Origin of the sequence: Paenibacillus lutrae (genome assembly GCF_009757775.1) — a bacterium.
GTDB classification, from domain to species: Bacteria; Bacillota; Bacilli; order Paenibacillales; family NBRC-103111; genus Paenibacillus_F; species Paenibacillus_F lutrae.
The window spans coordinates 403,018-420,906 of the sequence record NZ_RHLK01000001.1 but is presented as its reverse complement, the minus strand read 5'-3'; the positions used below and the strand labels follow the sequence as shown (position 1 = coordinate 420,906).

Sequence of the window (17,889 nt, the reverse complement as noted above, 5' to 3'; positions counted from 1 at the left end):
AAATTCTGTATATGGACTACGTAAAAGAAGTCTCTCTTTTGTTTGGGTGTTTGGTGGCGCCAACATTTTGACAAAGCAGGGCTTCTTTTGTTTTTAAAAAAGGAGAGGGAAAACCAAAAACGAGACAAGCCGGATGATTCAGGAGAAGCGTCAGTGCTTGCCTTAGAGCAGCTTCTCATATCAGTCTACAAAATCTTTGAAGACTTGTGGGCAGCCCTCTGTTACAAGCGACAGATCGCCTCGCCAAACAAAGCTGCTTGCTTGCACGCTTCCTCTGTTACAGCCGTTTTCTCATAATGATCATAAATATATTAGATATCCGCGCTCCCGGCCATCGCCTATAATCTAATCAAGAACCGGTTCACAATACGATAAATAGCAGATAAAGGGAGGTCATACCATGAGAAAGTCTTCGATTACGCTCCTTGTCGGGCTGATGGCAATGACAACGGCGCTGTCAGGCTGCGGCGGCAGTAACGGTAATGTGCAAGATGGCGCTCAAGGCAGCGGTAAAGAAACTGCCGGCAAGGTGAAGGTGCGCCTCGCCTATTGGAACAAAGAAGACAGCGTTAAGACTTTGCTGGCACTTGTTGAGGAAAAACTGCCCAACATTGAACTGGAATATCAATTTATTGATAACAAACAGTATGACAATATTATTGCGACTCAGCTTGCAGCAGGTTCAGGACCGGATATTGTGTCCGTAAGCCCGGCGGCAAGCACCAAGTACGCCAAGCTTGGTTACCTGCAAGATATCTCTACGCTCGCTGACCGCTACAACGATGGTGGGAAGAACGTGTATTCCGTAGACGGAAAATTGTATGCGATTCCAGGAATCAGCTGGTTTGAAGGCATCTTCTATAACGTCGATATTTTCGAGAAATACGGGTTGAAGTCGCCTACGACCTTCGCGGAGGAAATGGCGCTCCACAAAGCCTTGAAGGATAAAGGCTTGAAGCCTCAAGCGATGGGCGCCAAATCATGGGAGCCGATGATGAAGTCCTCTATGGGCTACGTTATGAACGAATTCCTTGCGAAACCGGAGAACAAGGACTTCGACGTCCAGTTCGGCCAAGGAGAAAAGAAGCTGGCGGATAGTTGGGGGCCGGCAGTCGAGCAGTGGTCGGCTCTTATCAAGGACGGCTATCTCAACGAGGAAATGCTCGGTATCGACTACGATCAGGCACTGGATGAATTCGCCACAGGCAAAGCGGCGATGTGGGAGTCCGGTCCGTGGGCGATGGAAGCGATCAAGAAGAAAAATCCAAACATCAAGATCAATATGTTTCCGTTCTACGGTTCGCAGCCAGGTCCCGGCTGGCTGATCGGAGGCCCGGGCGTCGGCTTCGCTGCAAGCAGCAAATCCAAGAATGCCGAAGCGGTCATGAAGGTGCTCGATCTGATCTCGACACCGGAAGGCCAGCAGGCGTTCTGGAACGACAACAAGGGCGGAAGCAGTTACCTTAAAGGCGTGGAATTCGAGATGCCTGCGGAATACGAGGGCGTGAAGGAAACGGTTAAAGCGGGCAATGTGTATGCGCCATGGAACAACTGGGGCGACAATGCGCAAGCATTGATCGAGGAATACGGCAAACGGCTCCAGGAGGTGCTCGGCGGCGGCAGTTCCATCGGCGATGCGCTCAAAGGCACGGACCAGAAACGCGCCGAATTGAGTTCAGGCTCCTAGCCTTCCGCACAAGCGGTTTACAACATTCATGTGACGATATTTATTCATAACACCAACCATACGGCAGCGCTTAACCGGCGGCTGCCGTCTATTTTGCCAAGAAAGGTCGGTAAGGCCGTGATGAATAAACGAACGTGGAAACGCGATTTGAACTATAGCTTGTTCATCGTACCAGCGCTTCTCTTCTATGTACTCTTTACCGTATACCCGTTCCTGTCTATGTTTTATTACAGCGTAACGGACTATACGGTCCGCAAAATATCGGACTTGTCCTTCGTCGGCTTGGACAATTACAAGCATTTGTTCGGCAGCAATCTGCTGCGTACCGGATTGAAGAACTCCATTCTATATGCCGTGCTTATGACCGTGTTTCAAACGGCGCTCGGCCTTGTCCTCGCAGTCTTCCTTGACCGGAAGTTCGCGTCGCGCAATCTATTGCGCTCGGTCTTTTTTATGCCGGCCGTCTTTAGCCCGCTCATTGTCGGGTTTCTCTGGGGGTATCTGATGTCTACCTCCGATTACGGGCTGATCAATCAGGGCCTTACGGCACTGGGGCTTAGCAAAATCAATTTTCTTGGTGATAAAGACATCGCGCTGTATTCCATTGTATTTACGCAATTATGGCAATGGACCGGCTGGGCGATGGTTATTTTCCTGGCGAACCTGCAAAGCATTCCGAAGGATCTATATGAGGCGGCGGATATTGATGGAGCCAGCCGCTGGAAACAGTTCTGGCGTATCACACTTCCGCTCATGCAACCGTCGGTTAATGTTGTGATGGTTACGGCGATGATCGGAGGATTGAAGGTGTTTGATATTATTTTGGCCTTGACGGACGGCGGACCGGGCAATGCCACGCAGACGATTATGACCGCTTATATCAAAACCTCGTTTAATGAGGGGTTCTATAATCGGGGTGCGGCGTTCGGCGTTGTGTTCTTCGGCATCGTCATGGTCATTACGCTTGTTATGATGCGTTATTTAAGCAAGTGGGGGGAGAAAATACGATGACTACGCTGACTAACGCTAAGAAACGACAGTTCCACAGCTACCCCTGGATGATGGAAGCGATCCTAATTCTGCTCGCAGCCGCCGTATTTATTCCGATTTATTATTTGATTGTGACGACGTTTAAAACGCCCGACGAAGCCGCGCTCCACCCGCTGTCTCTGCCTGCGAGTCTTGATTTCGGCAATTACGCCACGGCCTGGAAAGCGATGGACTACCCCCGCGTGCTGGGCAATACGTTAATCGTCACGGTTGCATCCGTGGCCAGCATCGTTATATTCTCCGCGATGGCTGCCTATGGACTGGCACGCCGCACGCACAGGCTGCACCGGATTATATTTTACTTGTTCCTTGCCGGGCTGATGGTTCCGTTTCAAATGGGGCTTGTTAGTCTGTACAAGCTGATCAATGCACTTGGTTTGATGGATACGCTGCTCGCCGTGATCTTCGTTAATATCGGCAGCGGTTGTACGATTGCCATCTTCTTGTTCCATAGCTTCATTCAATCGTCAGTACCACTGGAACTGGAGGAGTCGGCATTCATGGACGGCTGTTCCGTGCCGAAGACATTCTGGCTGATCGCGTTCCCGCTGCTCAAGCCCGTCATCGCGACGGTTGCGATCGTAACGACCTTGAATGTATGGAACGACTTCATGAACCCGCTTTTATTCCTGCAATCCAGAGAGAATAATGTGATCCTGCTCGAAGTATTCCGCAATATCGGCCAGTTCTCGGTCGACTGGACGAGCTTGTTCCCGATGCTGCTTCTTGGCATTGCGCCGCTCATGGCGTTCTATCTATTCATGCAGAAATATATGATCAAAGGCGTTGCGGCGGGAGCGCTGAAAGGATGAGCGGGGGAGAGAGAATGAGAATGGACGAAGCCGAACGCGCGGCTCAAGCGGTCCGGGCGCTAATGATTCGCACAATCGGGGCTGAGCTTGCGAATAGCTTTACTCTTAAAGTCATAAGGACTAACCAAGAAGCCGAACGTTTTGAGATCGGGACTTCGGATGCGGGCCTGATCGAAATCAGAGGCAACACGGTATCCGCCCTCGCAGCCGGGTTTCATTGGTATCTCAAGCACGTAGGCGGTGTACATGTATCCTGGTGCGGAAGCCGCATTGACCTGCAGAAGCCGCTTCCGGCACCGGAGAGCACAATCAGCGAGTGTTCCCCGTACCGGTTCCGCTACAACTTGAATTACTGTACCTATTCTTATTCCATGGCGTTCTGGTCGTGGGAGCGCTGGGAGCGTGAACTCGACTGGATGGCGCTCAGTGGAATCAATCTGATGCTTAGTCTGGTCGGACAAGAAAGCGTATGGCGGAATACACTCATTCGTCTCGGATATACCGAAGCGGAGGCGGCGGCCGAAATTTGCGGACCGGCCTTCTTTGCCTGGCAGTGGATGCAGAATCTGACGGGCTGGGGCGGCCCGCTGCCTGGCAGCTGGTTCGAAGATCGCGAGAAGCTTGCAAGACGGATACATGACCGGATGCGGGAGCTTGGCATTGAGCCTGTCGTTCCCGGGTATAGCGGCATGGTTCCGGCGGAATATGGCAAGCGGATCGCGACTGGCGGGAGCATGCCGCTGGATCAGGGGCTATGGTGCGGTTTCCGGCGGCCTTCGCTGCTGCTGCCCGAATCGCCGGCCTTCGGAGAGATCGCCAAGATTTTCTATGAGGAGCAGGAGCGGCTAACGGGATCACGCATCCGTTATTTCAGCATGGATCCTTTCCATGAAGGAGGAAGCTCCGAGGGTGTCGATCTTCACAGCTATGCCAAGGGAGTCGAGCTGCATATGCTTAAGAGCAATCCGGCTGCGGTATGGGTGTTTCAGGCATGGGAAGGCAACCCGAAGCGCGAACTGCTGCAGGCTGTCGACCGCAAGCATGCGCTAGTGCTCGATCTGTGGTGTGAATCCAAGCCGGCATGGAAAAGTACGGAGGCTTTTCACGGCGTTCCTTGGGTGTGGTGCATGATCCAGAACTACGGCGGCAAGAATGGTCTGTTCGGAAATTTGCGCACCATTGCGCAAGCCCCGATTGCCGCACTGAACGATCCTGCAGGCGGTATCATGACCGGGATCGGCATGGCGATGGAAGGCACCGGCACGAATCCGGTCATGTATGACCTGCTTACGGATATGATGTGGCGGAGTGAATCGCCGGATATTGGAGAATGGCTCGAAGGCTATATTCAGCGACGCTACGGCAGCGCGTCTAATGAGGCGATGCAGGCATGGCTGCTGCTGGTCGCAAGCGTCTACGATGCGCAGACTGTGCAGCAGGGTGCGGCTGAATCGCTGCTGTGCGCCAGACCGGCGCCAGTTATTGCCAACGTTTCGACCTGGGGGCCGAAGGAGCCGCATTATGAGGCTTCGAAGGTTCGGGAAGCCTGTCAGTTGCTGCTCGCAAGCCGGGAGACATGCGGCACTTCGGACGGCTATCGCTACGACCTGGCCGATGTTGCCCGGCAAGCCGCCGCCGATTATTCGCGCGTGGTATACGCCGAAATTATGGAGGCTTACGAGCGGGGAGACCAGGCTTCCTTCGAACTGGCCGCCAGCCGTTTCCTGGCTTTGCTGGACGCGCAGGAGCAGTTGATGCGGACGCGTCCCGAATTTCTGCTGGGCCGCTGGCTGGAAGAAGCCCGAAGCCTTGGCAGAACAGAGCCGGAGCGGCAGTTGCTCGAATGGAACGCCCGAACTTTGGTGACGGTATGGGGTCCGCGAGCATCCGCCGAAGTGCTGCATGATTATGCGCACCGCGAGTGGTCGGGGCTGCTGGAACGTTTCTATCGGCCGCGCTGGGTGCTCTACTTCGCCAGCCTGCGGAATGCGCTGAAGAATGGCTGCGAACCGGCGGCGATCGATTGGTTTGTCTGGGAAGCGGAGTGGACGCTGGAGACGGACCATTATCCTGTCCAGCCGGATGGCTGCGTGTATGAGGCGGCAGAGCGGGTGCTGCGTCTTATCGGCGTCTGAATTACGACCGTACACCTTGACGCCGACAATCCGATGCAACAAACAGTGTTCGGCATGTACGCCGGAACACTGTTTTTGCTATCCGAACGAATGTCGATTTTGGTAGAATAAAGTCGTAAAGGGGGAGGACGTATGCTTCGCATGCTTGTGGCGGATGACGATCAGAATGAACGGGACGGAATCCGGTATTTGATTGAGAAACACCGGCTGCCCATGGATATCGCGGAGGCGAAGAATGGAAAGCAAGCGCTCGCAATGCTGCAGGAGATGCAGTTTGATGTGCTGTTGACGGATATCCGGATGCCGTTCATGGACGGTTTACAGCTTGCTCAGGAGGCCCGGGGCCTGAAGCCGGATCTTCGCATCATTATTCTAAGCGGGCACGGCGAATTCGAATACGCCCGCCGGGCGATTACGCTGCAGGTGAAGCACTATTTGCTTAAGCCTATAGAGCCGGAGGAATTTCTGGATGTCATGCGGCTTCTGGCAACAGATTTCGAGCCGCAGTCTAACCGCCCCCAGCCGTCGCAGCCGCAGTCGGTTAAGCGGTACACTGCTTCCGCCGGAGAGGACACCGAAGCGTCAGGCGCGGAGGAAGCGCACCGCAAACGGGCGGTACATGAGGTTATTCGCCTGATCGAGCAGCAGTTTGACCGGGATCTGAGCCTGGATCAGCTGGCTCGGCATGTGCATCTGTCCGGCAGCTATCTCAGTCATATTTTCAAACGGACGACCGGCCAGAGCATCGTGAAATATATAAATCAACTTCGCATGGAGAAGGCGCAGGAGCTGCTTAATCAGAACAATTACAAAATCGTCGACGTGTGCAGGATGGTCGGATTCGCAGACATGTCTTATTTCGGGGTAATGTTCAAAAACCACTTCGGCATGACGCCTGCTCAATACCGGGAGAAGGTGCGCTCGTCGTGAATATGCTGCTCTCTTTCTTTCGTAACCGTAAGTTAATGCACAAGCTTATCGTTACTTATTTGATCATTGGCGTGCTGCCGGTTGCCTCGCTCGGCGTGTTCGCCTATCGAGCGGCGGAAGGCTATCTGGAGAAGCAGGCTCTACTAGGGATGAACGATACGGTACGCCAGAGCGCAGCCAACGTGGATCAGGAATTGGAGAAAGTGCGCAGCTTTATCGATTTTATGGTGTACCATCCGGTTGTGAAGAAGGTCTCCGGGCGGGAGCTTGACAACATGCTCAGCTATACACGTGAGTTGAACGAGAATATCGAGCCGACAATTTGGTATTATATCAACATTCACCGGGAGCTGAAGGAAGTTGTTTTCTATTCGGACTATGTGGGGCGGCAGATCGGCAGCTTTATTTATCCGAGTGACGAGGTGCGGCAAACGAATTGGTACAGGGAGGCCAAAGGCAGCAACCAGACACTGTGGCACTATGACGACAGCGGTGTTCTCTATGCTTCGCATGCAATCCAGAGGAGCGACAATACGACCTTCGCGGGCGTGCTCCGTATTCGTCTCGATCATGATCAGGTATTTGCAAAGCTGGAGGGGGACCTTGCGGGCGAAGGCCGGTACCTGATCAAGGATAACAGAGGAAGTCTCTTGTACAACGGGGGCGTGAGCGAATCGATAGCGGCACAGATCGGGGGGAAGCAGCAGCAATCCATCCGTGTTGACGGAAGCGTGTACGTGTCGTCCGGGGTGCCGATTTCGCAAACGGAGTGGACCGTCTACTACGTTGCGCCGAAGGATGGCGTGCTGGTCAGTTCTTCCGATATTCTGGGGGCGACGGTGTCCGTGCTGCTGCTGTCGGGAATTGTGCTGCTCGTGCTTATCTGGCTGTTCTCGCGGACGCTCGTAAAGCCGATTCATGCGCTTAAGCGCAGTATCGTCGCGGTCGAGAACGGTGATTTTCATGTTCCGTTCCGGACGGCATCAAGCGATGAGATCGGGGAATTGACAGCCAGCTTCGATAAGATGGTGCGGCGCATCCGAACCTTAATTCAGGAAGTGGACGAAGCCCGCACCCAGGAAAAGGAAGCCGAGCTTGCCGCACTGCAGGCACAAATCAATCCGCATTTTCTGTACAACACCTTGTCACTGATCAACTGGAAAGCGGTGCGGCTTGAAGCGCCGGAAATCAGCCGGGCGGCCAACATGCTCTCGAAATTTTACCGCACCAGCCTGAATCAGGGGAAGACGGTAACGACCGTTTCGGAAGAACTCGCCAACATTCAAGCTTATATCGAAATCCAGCGGATGATGCACAGCGAGAGGCTGGAAGTTGTATACGAAATTGACGAACAGGTGCAAGGCTGCGAAATCGTGCATTTTGTGCTGCAACCGATCGTGGAGAACGCGATCATTCACGGTCTGGACGAACGAGAGGAAGCGGGCGGACTGCTGCTCATTCGGGCAGAACTTGCCTCGGATTCAGTCGTTTTGACTGTTCAAGATAATGGCGCAGGTATGGATCCATCTGTGTGCGCGACATTGTTGGAGCGGGAGTCGGCGGGAGGATACGGGCTTCGTAACGTGCACGAGCGGATACGCTTCTATTGCGGAGAGCCGTATGGGCTTCGGATTACGAGCGTCCTTCATGAGGGTACGACGGTGATACTGGAATTCCCGCGGTCAGCCACGCTTGCGCAGCCGGAGGGTGATGTTCCAAGAGCCGTATAACCGTTTTTACATGGAAAAATTAAGACCGGCGAGCCCGATTAGGGCTCGTTTTTTCTTATGAAAGGGGCTGGAACAGGATACCACGGGATTTACCATAGAAATCGATAAAATCTCATATAGGGATAATCCCGGCTTGCTTCTATAATGACGATGTAACCTAAAGTAGCGAAAGGAGGAGGCAGCGGGAATGAAGCGACATGCGAAAGGCGCTGTGCGCAGCCGGCTAACAGTTATCATTCTGATTGCAGTCTTATTCGGTAATTTGCTCGCAGGATGTACGCCGGCCGAAAACATATCCGAAGCGCGGAAACAAGCCGAACGTGCAGCTCAGACATTGTGGCATGTGAAGGATGCAGAAGGAAATCTGGCGGGAAGCGTAGCGGACGATCATCCCGATGTTATCGCGGTGCGCAAACTGCTTATCATGCATGCGAATGTCATCAATAACCGGAGCTACAAGACCTTACAGCCGGAAGAGGAGCTTGCTTATTATACGGAGACTTTTCGCAGCAATCTTGGAAAGCGCTATCAAGATGGGCTAAAGGAACTGTATGCGCAGCAGCAAATCGAGATTAAACAGCGAAATCTGGCCTGGTACGACATCACCTTCTCCGCCGATTATCGCCTGGCACAAGCGAAGGTAGAGGACGAATTTGAATTCGTCGCTAGTGAACCGCAATACCTTGCCCAGCGCAAGCTGTCGCTCGGCAAGTTTTATAAGCAGCAGCGGGTCGTTGACCTGGTGAAGGAGGGGAATGCCTGGCGAATCGCAGATATGAAGAAAAGCCCGTTAACGGATGACGGCGTTAAGAAGGATGAAAGTACCGAACTATCCAAAGGAGGAACATAAACGTATGAAGCAATGGATCAGAAGGACAGCAGGCTTGATATCGGTAATGGGTCTTGCGCTTGGCACTTGGACGGCAGGAGAGGCAGCCGCTGCCGATTTTCCCGCCAACCCGACGGCGAAATCCGGTTATACGCTTGATTTTCAAGAGGAGTTCAACAGTGCTACGCTCGATACGCAAAAGTGGCTGCCCTATTATTTGCCGCACTGGACAAGCGACCGCTCCAAAGCGGCAGCCCGTTATACAATCGAGAACGGCACGCTGGTCGAACGCATAGACGCGGATACCCCGGCGTGGAATCCGGCGTACGACAGCACGGTTCGCGTGTCGAGCATTCAGACGTATAACCGGGATTGGCTTCACAGGTTTAACGGCTCCATGCCTAATGATCATCATGAACCCGAATTTAACGGCTACAGCACGAAATTCGGGTATTTTGAGATCCGGGCCAAGTTCTCCAATGCGGGCGGCGGCGGGCATCAAGCCTGGTGGCTGGTTGGAACACAGGAGGATACGGATGCGATCGGCCAAACGACCAAAAATGCCGAGATCGACATTATCGAGTCCTTCTTCAGCAAGCCGCAAACGTGGAGGATCGCCGCCTATGGCTGGAACGATCCCGATTTCCTATCGTATTGGGAGGGGTTCGAGGACCCGGTTCCGTCGGGCAGCCCGACAGAGGAGTTTCACATCTATGGGATGGAATGGACGCCGACCGCGTTGAATTTCTACTATGATAACCAGCTCTACAAGACGATCAATCAGGCGCCGCAAAGTCCGATGGGCATGATACTAGGCATCTACACGGATGCCGGCTCCGGTCAGCACAACAACGTATTTCCGAAGAAATGGTTTGTTGACTACGTTCGCGTCTGGAAGAAAAACGGCGGCTATCCGGAACCGTTCGTACAGATCAAGAACCGTCAGTCCGGCCAGTTGATGCATATCCAGCAGAAGACAGGCAGCGTTCAGTACGGAAGTGTGCCGGCAACCTATTGGAGTTCGCAATGGATGAGAGAAAAAACGACAGATGGCTATACGCGGTATAAAAACCGCTGGACAGGCGAGTACATGAACGGAGCGCCGGGGACAAATGCGGGATACGGCAGCGTTGCGCCCTCGGTGACAACCAGTAACTGGAGCGAAGTAAGCCAGGAAGGCTACAAGCGGATTCAGAACCGTAGCACCGGGATGTTCCTGCATACCGAGAATATGACCGGAAGCGTGCAGCAGGGCAGTGTACCGGCAACCTATTGGACGAGCCAATGGTCGTTCGTACCGGTAGCGAATTAGAATTAGACACAGAATAAACAGCGGCAGCTCAAGGACTGATAATGCTCCTTGGCTGCCGCTGCTTGTTGTGAGCCGTTCTAGTGAACTGCTGCTTTGTTAGATATCGAGTTTACGGGTACCGATCCATTTCACCATCTCCGGATCGCGATGTGAAAAGAACAGACTTTGTTTCGTATCTAACGCAGTAATCGACTCTATATCCTCTTCGCTTAACTCGAAGTCAAAGATATTGAAGTTTTCGATCATTCTCTCTTTACGGACAGACTTTGGAATAACAACAACATCTCTTTGTGTCAACCAGCGTAAAACCACCTGTGCAACGGATTTCTTATATTTTTCGGCTATGCCTGCCAATGTCTCATTCTGGAACAAGTTATTTTTCCCTTCAGCAAAAGGTGCCCAGGATTCAATCTGAACATGATTCTCTTTCATGAATTTTGCAGGTTCGATCTGCTGATGGAATGGGTGCGTTTCGACCTGGTTTACGGCAGGAGTTACTTCATTATGAATGATCAAATCGATCAGGCGATCCTCATGGAAGTTACTTACACCGATTGCACGGACCTTTCCTTCACGATACAATTCCTCCATGGCACGCCAAGAGCCAAACACGTCTCCATATGGCTGATGAATTAAATACAAATCCAAATAATCCAATTGTAATCTTTCCATTGATTTTTCAAATGCTTTTTTTGTGCGTTCATAACCAGTATCCTGTACCCAAAGTTTCGTAGTGATAAATAATTCTTCTCTGGAGACGCCGCTGCGTTTGATCGCTTTGCCGACTGCTTCTTCATTTAGATAAGAGGTTGCGGTATCAATCAACCGATAGCCTGCCATAATAGCATCATAAACGCTTTGTTCACATTCATTGGGATCAGCAATCTGAAATACACCAAAACCGAGTACAGGCATCTCAATACCATTGTTTAAAGTTACTTTTTGCATATAAAACCCTCCAGTTTCTCGATTGATAAGGTTATTCATCACAATCGTATCTGCAGCGGACACTCACTTCACATCTTTATTATGCACCGTATGACAAAGAGACCGTTATCCCATTCGTGTCATATGTTTGCCTAATCCTCTCACGGCCACTTCTATATCCGGTAAATAAGGACTATAATCTAACTATAAAGAATGACGGAAATTGGAGGATCAAATGTCAGACATAATCACTAAGCAGCAAAATGAACTTGCCAAAATCATTAAACGTTATGCGCAAAACGATGGTGTACACGCTACTGCCATTCCGTCACTATTTTTCATACGTGATTCGAGTGCATTCGTCCCGCGCCATGGAGTTTACAAACCTTCCTTTTGTATTGTGGTTCAAGGGGCCAAGGAGGTCTGGCTGGGACAGGAACGCTTCAAGTACAATCCTGCAGATTATCTTATTGCGTCCGTCAACTTGCCGGTTACGGCTCAAGTCACCGAAGCTTCTCACGACGCTCCGTATTTGGGTTTTAAACTTGAATTTACGGCGGCTCAAATTGTAGAAGTTTTGCGAGATTCTGAAATGCAAACAGGACCGAAAGAAAATGCAAAGAGAGGTATGTTTGTTAGCCGGATGGAACTGCCTTTGTTAGATGCGGTCATGAGGCTAGCTCGTTTGCTGGACAACCCGAAGGATATCCCCATACTTGCGCCGCTGTTTACGAAGGAAATTCTGTATAGAGTTCTGCAAGGTCAGGATGGGGCTAGGCTGGAACAAATTGTAATAGAGGGTAGCTCCGCTCATCAAATAAAAGATGTTATCGAACATATCACGAATAACTATGATCAGGCATTTCGTATTAAGGAGCTTGCGGAAAAAGTGAATATGAGTGTCTCGTCGCTGCATAGGCACTTCAAAGAGCTGACCGCTATGAGCCCTATTCAGTTCCAAAAGGAATTGAGGCTTCAGAAAGCCCGCAGCTTATTATTAACTGAATCGGCAGATGCCACGGATGTCGCATTTCGGGTAGGGTATGAAAGTCCTTCGCAATTCAGTCGTGAGTATACCCGTATGTTCGGCTTTCCGCCCAGACAAGATATAAAGCATCTAAAAGCATAACAAGATACAAAACTCAGAGCATGGATCGGGTGCATACTATCTTCTATTGCGGGCTCCTTAAATTTAACTCTTCTTACCTGTTTACAAAAACTAAACAAACATTTATAGTTATTACGGAGTTGTAATATCCAGGATAGAGGAGTTTTAATGATGAACCCAAACGTACAAAGGAAAATTAAAAACTTAGAAAATATTGAAAGATTCCCCCCGGATCATTTGTTTGAGTATCTTCCTCTTAAGAAAAGTGACCGTGTATTAGATCTTGGGGCGGGTACTGGTTATATTTCTCTCCCTCTTGCCGAGCAAGTACAATCGGTATGTGCGGTTGATTATGATGAAGATATCCTCAAATACCTGGAAAAGGCAGCCGGGGAGAGGAACATTACAAATATCGAATATGTTGCAGGAAATTTTAAAGATATCCCGTTAGAGAACGAAAGTTTTGATAAAGCCATTGCTTCCATTTCTTTGCATGAAGTTTCCCCTTTGGCCGAAGCTTTGCAAGAAATTTACAGGGTACTGAAAGATAACGGATTATTTTTATGCATTGAATTAGAAAAGACGGAGAAATTTAGTGGACCACGAGTATCTGCTGAAGAAATGGAAGTAAAAATCCGTGAGGCTGGTTTTTCAATTGTTGTAAACACACTCCTACAAACACAAGTTGCAAACCAACCCGTATATGTTATTGTTGCTCAGAAAAATAAATAACAAGGTATCTCACATTCATTTAATAAGACAATTACTATGGAGTTGATCCCTGCCAGTAGTGGCGGGGCAAAGGAGCAGAAACCATGCAGTTTTCAAAAAGTACCGATTATGCTCTGCACGCTTTAGTTTACTTAGCTCATTTGGATCGTCTTAGTAACGTAGGAATTAAGGAAATATCTACTATGCTTAATGTCTCGGAAAGCTATCTGTCTAAAATTATGACTAGACTAAGAAAGGATGGAATTGTCGGAGCTGTATCTGGAGTAAAAGGCGGTTATGAGCTTGCACGTCCAGCCAAAGAGATAACATTCTTGGAAGTTATTTGGGCTATTGAAGGCAGGCAGCGAATGTTTGAATGCTCTAATTTAAATTCCCAGCAGCATAAGTTATTAGGCGAAGAACACGATAAACCTAAAAACAGCTCTAATCAGGAATGTCAAATTAAAAAGGTGATGGCTGGGGCTGAACAGCATTTATATCACTATTTGCGGGAGCATACGATTCAATCCGTGTTAGATACAGCTTCTACAGACTGTAGTTATTCAATAGCTGAGAATTAGTATTATCAAAATAAGATAACCCAAGAACGATAATTACAATAGGTGATTATCGTTTTTTTGTTCTTTGAGATAAATATTCTTATAGCCATGACATAAATGGATGGGCAAGAGCTCAATGACGTCAGGATCTGGGTTACTATACATTTAACAAAAGCAGTTGAATATCAAAACGGTCAGGCAATCCGCAAGTAGTATTCGAAGTGTCGGGGCGATAAGAAGCTTTAAGCTAAACAGTCGTGTAGCCGCTGGCGAACTGCCTTACGAGGTTAGGTTTAAATCATGAGCCTTTTTAGATTTTAAACGTCCATTCTTTTATGTTTTGAACGGGCTCCTGCCATCCCAATGACTAACGAAGCGATTCCAAAAAATAAAGCTACTCCCACAAGGATAGCGAAAAAGGACTCATCAAAAGCAGTGCGACCCGCCTCTTTCAATGCCTCGGATGCTTGTCCAGACAACCTTTCCGCCACCAGAAGTGTATCATCCAGACTGTCCTTCACATTTGCCGGAACCTGAAGTCCTTCAGGGATTTTCATGGACAACGTAAATACAAGGCCAGACAAGCTTCCGATGATCGCGATTCCGGATGCCCCGCCAAGTTCATAGGCCACTTCTTCAATAGAAGCCGCCATCCCCGCTTTTTCAGGCGGCGCATAACTCATGATCGAGTGAGACGCTGCAGTCATGCCTGCTCCCAGGCCTGCCCCAAGGATCGCCAGACCGAGTATTTGCCCCGCAATGCCTGAATTAAATTGAAAGAGATAAATCACGGTCCCCAAGGATGCAATAAGAAGTGTAATGCTTTTGATACTAATGACATCATAGCGATATAACATCTTCCCAACTACCGGGCCCGCAACAAGAGCAGCGACTGGTAGGCTTAGCGTAATAAGTCCCGCTTGCAGTGGACCAAAGCCTTCGACCAATTGGAGACGTTGAGTGACGATATACTGAATGCCCAATTGTCCGAAAAGACCGACCAGAGCCGTTATAAATCCAGTGGTAAAAGGAGGTATTTTAAAGAGCGACAGATCAAGCAGCGGGTTGGAGCTTCTAATTTGACGACGAATAAAAAGGATTAGTCCCACGATCCCGATAAGGGCGCTAATGGTTGCAAACGCCGGAGATCCTTCGCGCCGAGCAAACTCTTTGATGGCAAAGATGAGGGCTACCATGGTAATCAAAATTTGGACGGAGCCGGTAAAGTCCCACTTCTTTTCCTTATTGCCTTCATGTTTAGGAACATACACCAAGGTCAAAATTAGTGCTGTGATCGCAATGGGAACGTTGATCAAAAAAGCCGCGCCCCACCAGAAATGTTCCACAAGCAGTCCGCCTAAAATAGGACCGAGCCCTGCACCCCCTGACGATATAGAGCCCCAAATACCAATTGCCAATCCCAGCTCACGCGGATCGGTAAACGTTACCCTGATGATGGACAATGTAGCGGGCATCATCATGGATGCTCCAACGGCAAGGAGAACCCTTCCCGCTATTAATACAAAGGGTGTTGGGGCAAAAGCGGCGAGAAGAGAAGCTGCCGTAAATGTAAGCAATCCGAGTGAGAAAATTCCTTTGTAGCCGTAACGATCTCCGAGTGTCCCCATAGCCGGAAGCAGACCAGCCATAACAAGGGAATAGCCATTCAGAACCCACAATTTTTCCGATGCGGACGCACCCAGATCATGAGTTAAACTTGGCAAAGCTGTATAAAGAATCGTCGCATCCATCACTATGAGCATAAGGGCACTAGAAACGACGGCCAGAATAATCCAGCGTTTGAAACGAGTCATTTTCCTTGTTCCTCCCTATCTCATTAATCTAGAATCCTTCTACTTAAACTCTAAACTATAGGGTTACCCTATAGACAAACACCTATCTTATCCTATACAATTCAAGTACCAGACTTTTCAGGTCATGACGGAGGAATGAAAGATGCCGGAGATTAAGAATCAATATTTTACGATCAGCGAACTGGCCAACCTATGTGGGGTAACCAAACATACGCTTTTTCATTACGACGAGATCGGGCTCTTAAAGCCGGAATTCATTAATGCTAAAGGCTATCGGTATTATTCTTTTCGACAATCTTACCTATTGGATATTATTAATGTACTCAAGAAGGCGGGAAGCTCCCTTCAAGAAATCAAGGAATTTATCCAGAATCAGAACACTCCCTTGCTCGTCAAACTATTTAAACAGAAGCAGCATGAACTGGAAGTGGAACTGCTCCGAATTAAACGAATGCAAGATATCCTGGGAAGTGCCATTCAAATGACGGAGAAAACCATGGAGGCGTTACTGGATGTTCCGTGTATAGAGGAATGTGAAGAGGAATATTTTATTGCGACGCCGCTGGAACAAGGCGATGATAAGGAGTTTTTTATCAAATTAAGTGAACATCGGGACTATTGCGAAAAGCACTTTATTAATCACGAATTCCCGATTTGGACGATTATAAGCGAGGAGCGTTTTGAATCCGGCGACTATACTTGGGGCTGGATAGCCAATCGGCTAAAAGAGCCTATTTCGGGAGAAAACATGATCACCAAGCCTAAGGGAGTTTATGCTGTGATGGACCATAAAGGCTCTTACGAGACCCTAACAGAAACTTGCTCCATAATCAAAAAGTACATCGGGCGTAACGGAATGAAGGTATGCGGAAATGCGTATACAATGGATTTACTCAACTATTTTTCAGAGCAAAATCCCAATGACTATGTCATTCGGGTTTCAGTTGAGGTTTCGCTCTAGAGATAATCACCATTACTATATAATTGAGGTGACCCTAATTAAGGTGATCCAACTAAGACAAAAATGTGTTATAATAAGTGCGCCAAATACATATTTGGCGCACTTTCCTTTTAAATCGATTTTTATTTTATAGGCGACCACTAGCAGGGCTTCTTTTTGTCTTCGAAGTATGTATTTTGTTAGTTTTTCAGTTAAGAAATGATGAAGAATTCGTTTGCTATTACCGCACTAACACTTAGAAGAAATATAGATGTACCGGTGAGCATTTGTTGATGGGGGAGAACGCACCTTGATGAATAGATATGAAATCAAAGAAAAATATCCAGAACAGATCCGTGCATTTTCATTATGGATGAAACAATTCGGATATACAGAAGCTACGCAAAAAGAATATATCCGGGAAGTGCTGTGCTTTCTTCAATCTTTAGAAGGCGGTCCAATTGAAGAAGCCGGCAAGATAGGTGTGATCAACTTTCTTGTTTCCAAGCAAAAAACGGCCGGTGAGTCTACAAGAAACCGGACACTCTCAGCAGTAAGATCCTTTTATAGTGCTTTAATCGACTTCGATTTGGCAGCGAAGAATCCGGCGTTAGAAGTGAGAAAATCCAAGACCGAGAAAAATAAGAAGCCCGTCTATCTCGAAGAAGAAGAGCTGGTACAAAGCTTGGATTATATCAACGGAAAATATCGGAATCGAAATATAGCCATCTTCCTGCTAATGGGTTATTGCGGACTGCGGGTGGGTGAAGTGCACCGGTTGAACCTCTTGAATTTCAAGAAGGCAAAAGGAACTATCGAAGTGTTTGGTAAGGGAAGGAAGTGGAATGAAATCCCGCTTCCCGATATGCTTAAGGACTATTTAAGTAAAGTATTGGAAGAGCGCCTTACCCCTTATAGCACCAAAGAAGACGCCTTCTTTGTATCACAAAAGGGAAGACGACTCTCGATCAGACAGATCCAGAAGATCGCTTACCAAACTTTTTCAGCTTTTAAGGAACACAATCCAAAGGTGACGGACATGAATTTATCCTGCCATAAGCTGCGGCACTCTTTCGCAACCATGATGCTAAAAAAAGGACATGATATCCGAATTGTGAAGGAGCTTATGGGGCATGCATCCATTGAAACCACCGATCTCTATACGCATATTAATGATGAGCAGAAGAAAAATGCGATGGCTTCTGTTAACATACCCATGGAGGTGATTGGGTAGTGCCGGGTCAGATAACAATCGTTAACCGATAATGATAGTTCATTAGAAGAGCGGCAGGAGGATTGGGAATTAATTTCCCGATCCTGCTGCCGCTGTCTATATTTTAGAAC

At 48.9% G+C, this 17,889-nt stretch carries 16 protein-coding genes; 14 read left to right on the top strand and 2 right to left on the bottom strand.

Annotation, left to right across the window (positions count from 1 at the left end; genetic code table 11):
* Positions 1-42: 42 nt before the first annotated feature.
* The 9 genes from EDM21_RS01650 (at position 43) to EDM21_RS01610 (ending at position 10,485) form a co-directional block, all read left to right on the top strand.
* On the top strand, positions 43-297 hold the full coding sequence (locus EDM21_RS01650; protein WP_157332293.1) for a hypothetical protein: 255 nt from the start codon (positions 43-45) through the stop codon (positions 295-297).
* Positions 298-400: 103 nt separating this feature from the next.
* Entirely contained in the window at positions 401-1,687 is a 1,287-nt protein-coding gene (locus tag EDM21_RS01645; RefSeq protein WP_157332291.1) for an ABC transporter substrate-binding protein, read from the top strand.
* A 120-nt stretch (positions 1,688-1,807) separates the two neighbouring features.
* Entirely contained in the window at positions 1,808-2,698 is an 891-nt protein-coding gene (locus EDM21_RS01640) for a carbohydrate ABC transporter permease (protein ID WP_157332289.1), read from the top strand.
* The gene (locus tag EDM21_RS01635) at positions 2,695-3,549 is read left to right on the top strand and encodes a carbohydrate ABC transporter permease (protein ID WP_157332287.1); all 855 of its coding nucleotides are present in this window, start codon (positions 2,695-2,697) and stop codon (positions 3,547-3,549) included. Before EDM21_RS01640 ends, EDM21_RS01635 begins: the two co-directional genes overlap by 4 nt.
* A 14-nt stretch (positions 3,550-3,563) precedes the next feature.
* Positions 3,564-5,684 carry an alpha-N-acetylglucosaminidase gene (locus tag EDM21_RS01630; protein ID WP_166541775.1) on the top strand — a complete coding sequence of 707 codons (2,121 nt, stop codon included), beginning with the start codon at positions 3,564-3,566 and terminating at the stop codon, positions 5,682-5,684.
* A gap of 132 nt (positions 5,685-5,816) precedes the next feature.
* Entirely contained in the window at positions 5,817-6,614 is a 798-nt protein-coding gene (locus EDM21_RS01625) for a response regulator (RefSeq protein ID WP_157332283.1), read from the top strand.
* A gap of 2 nt (positions 6,615-6,616) precedes the next feature.
* Complete coding sequence (locus EDM21_RS01620) at positions 6,617-8,344, top strand: cache domain-containing sensor histidine kinase (protein ID WP_235918005.1); 1,728 nt, start codon at positions 6,617-6,619, stop codon at positions 8,342-8,344.
* Positions 8,345-8,531: 187 nt separating this feature from the next.
* Positions 8,532-9,194 (top strand): hypothetical protein, encoded by a 663-nt coding sequence (locus EDM21_RS01615; RefSeq protein ID WP_157332279.1) that lies wholly within the window; start codon positions 8,532-8,534, stop codon positions 9,192-9,194.
* 4 nt (positions 9,195-9,198) lie between these two features.
* Complete coding sequence (locus tag EDM21_RS01610; RefSeq protein ID WP_201280740.1) at positions 9,199-10,485, top strand: glycoside hydrolase family 16 protein; 1,287 nt, start codon at positions 9,199-9,201, stop codon at positions 10,483-10,485.
* Positions 10,486-10,581: 96 nt separating this feature from the next.
* Here EDM21_RS01610 and EDM21_RS01605 read toward each other — a convergent pair whose 3' ends face one another.
* Positions 10,582-11,433 carry an aldo/keto reductase gene (locus tag EDM21_RS01605; RefSeq protein WP_157332277.1) on the bottom strand — a complete coding sequence of 284 codons (852 nt, stop codon included), beginning with the start codon at positions 11,431-11,433 and terminating at the stop codon, positions 10,582-10,584.
* A gap of 214 nt (positions 11,434-11,647) precedes the next feature.
* Here EDM21_RS01605 and EDM21_RS01600 point away from each other — a divergent pair, with 214 nt between their 5' ends.
* From EDM21_RS01600 to EDM21_RS01590, 3 genes are all read left to right on the top strand, one after another.
* Complete coding sequence (locus EDM21_RS01600; protein ID WP_157332275.1) at positions 11,648-12,541, top strand: AraC family transcriptional regulator; 894 nt, start codon at positions 11,648-11,650, stop codon at positions 12,539-12,541.
* A gap of 150 nt (positions 12,542-12,691) precedes the next feature.
* Entirely contained in the window at positions 12,692-13,252 is a 561-nt protein-coding gene (locus tag EDM21_RS01595; protein WP_157332627.1) for a class I SAM-dependent methyltransferase, read from the top strand.
* Between the two features lie 83 nt (positions 13,253-13,335).
* Positions 13,336-13,812: an RrF2 family transcriptional regulator gene (locus EDM21_RS01590; protein ID WP_157332273.1), complete on the top strand. Its 477-nt coding sequence runs from the start codon at positions 13,336-13,338 to the stop codon at positions 13,810-13,812.
* A gap of 296 nt (positions 13,813-14,108) precedes the next feature.
* Here EDM21_RS01590 and EDM21_RS01585 read toward each other — a convergent pair whose 3' ends face one another.
* Positions 14,109-15,605: an MFS transporter gene (locus EDM21_RS01585; protein WP_157332271.1), complete on the bottom strand. Its 1,497-nt coding sequence runs from the start codon at positions 15,603-15,605 to the stop codon at positions 14,109-14,111.
* A gap of 142 nt (positions 15,606-15,747) precedes the next feature.
* Here EDM21_RS01585 and EDM21_RS01580 point away from each other — a divergent pair, with 142 nt between their 5' ends.
* The gene (locus EDM21_RS01580) at positions 15,748-16,566 is read left to right on the top strand and encodes a MerR family transcriptional regulator (protein WP_157332269.1); all 819 of its coding nucleotides are present in this window, start codon (positions 15,748-15,750) and stop codon (positions 16,564-16,566) included.
* 292 nt (positions 16,567-16,858) lie between these two features.
* Positions 16,859-17,779 carry a tyrosine-type recombinase/integrase gene (locus EDM21_RS01575; protein ID WP_157332267.1) on the top strand — a complete coding sequence of 307 codons (921 nt, stop codon included), beginning with the start codon at positions 16,859-16,861 and terminating at the stop codon, positions 17,777-17,779.
* Positions 17,780-17,889 lie beyond the last annotated feature (110 nt).

What these genes read in the sequence shown, in the direction of transcription:
- EDM21_RS01605 (WP_157332277.1), bottom strand. Translation starts at nt 11,433, where the DNA reads ATGCAAAAAGTAACTTTAAACAATGGTATTGAGATGCCTGTACTCGGT.
- EDM21_RS01635 (WP_157332287.1), top strand. Translation starts at nt 2,695, where the DNA reads ATGACTACGCTGACTAACGCTAAGAAACGACAGTTCCACAGCTACCCC.
- EDM21_RS01630 (WP_166541775.1), top strand. Translation starts at nt 3,564, where the DNA reads ATGAGAATGGACGAAGCCGAACGCGCGGCTCAAGCGGTCCGGGCGCTA.
- EDM21_RS01600 (WP_157332275.1), top strand. Translation starts at nt 11,648, where the DNA reads ATGTCAGACATAATCACTAAGCAGCAAAATGAACTTGCCAAAATCATT.
- EDM21_RS01640 (WP_157332289.1), top strand. Translation starts at nt 1,808, where the DNA reads ATGAATAAACGAACGTGGAAACGCGATTTGAACTATAGCTTGTTCATC.
- EDM21_RS01580 (WP_157332269.1), top strand. Translation starts at nt 15,748, where the DNA reads ATGCCGGAGATTAAGAATCAATATTTTACGATCAGCGAACTGGCCAAC.
- EDM21_RS01615 (WP_157332279.1), top strand. Translation starts at nt 8,532, where the DNA reads ATGAAGCGACATGCGAAAGGCGCTGTGCGCAGCCGGCTAACAGTTATC.
- EDM21_RS01590 (WP_157332273.1), top strand. Translation starts at nt 13,336, where the DNA reads ATGCAGTTTTCAAAAAGTACCGATTATGCTCTGCACGCTTTAGTTTAC.
- EDM21_RS01620 (WP_235918005.1), top strand. Translation starts at nt 6,617, where the DNA reads ATGCTGCTCTCTTTCTTTCGTAACCGTAAGTTAATGCACAAGCTTATC.
- EDM21_RS01625 (WP_157332283.1), top strand. Translation starts at nt 5,817, where the DNA reads ATGCTTCGCATGCTTGTGGCGGATGACGATCAGAATGAACGGGACGGA.
- EDM21_RS01595 (WP_157332627.1), top strand. Translation starts at nt 12,692, where the DNA reads ATGAACCCAAACGTACAAAGGAAAATTAAAAACTTAGAAAATATTGAA.
- EDM21_RS01645 (WP_157332291.1), top strand. Translation starts at nt 401, where the DNA reads ATGAGAAAGTCTTCGATTACGCTCCTTGTCGGGCTGATGGCAATGACA.
- EDM21_RS01585 (WP_157332271.1), bottom strand. Translation starts at nt 15,605, where the DNA reads ATGACTCGTTTCAAACGCTGGATTATTCTGGCCGTCGTTTCTAGTGCC.
- EDM21_RS01610 (WP_201280740.1), top strand. Translation starts at nt 9,199, where the DNA reads ATGAAGCAATGGATCAGAAGGACAGCAGGCTTGATATCGGTAATGGGT.
- EDM21_RS01575 (WP_157332267.1), top strand. Translation starts at nt 16,859, where the DNA reads ATGAATAGATATGAAATCAAAGAAAAATATCCAGAACAGATCCGTGCA.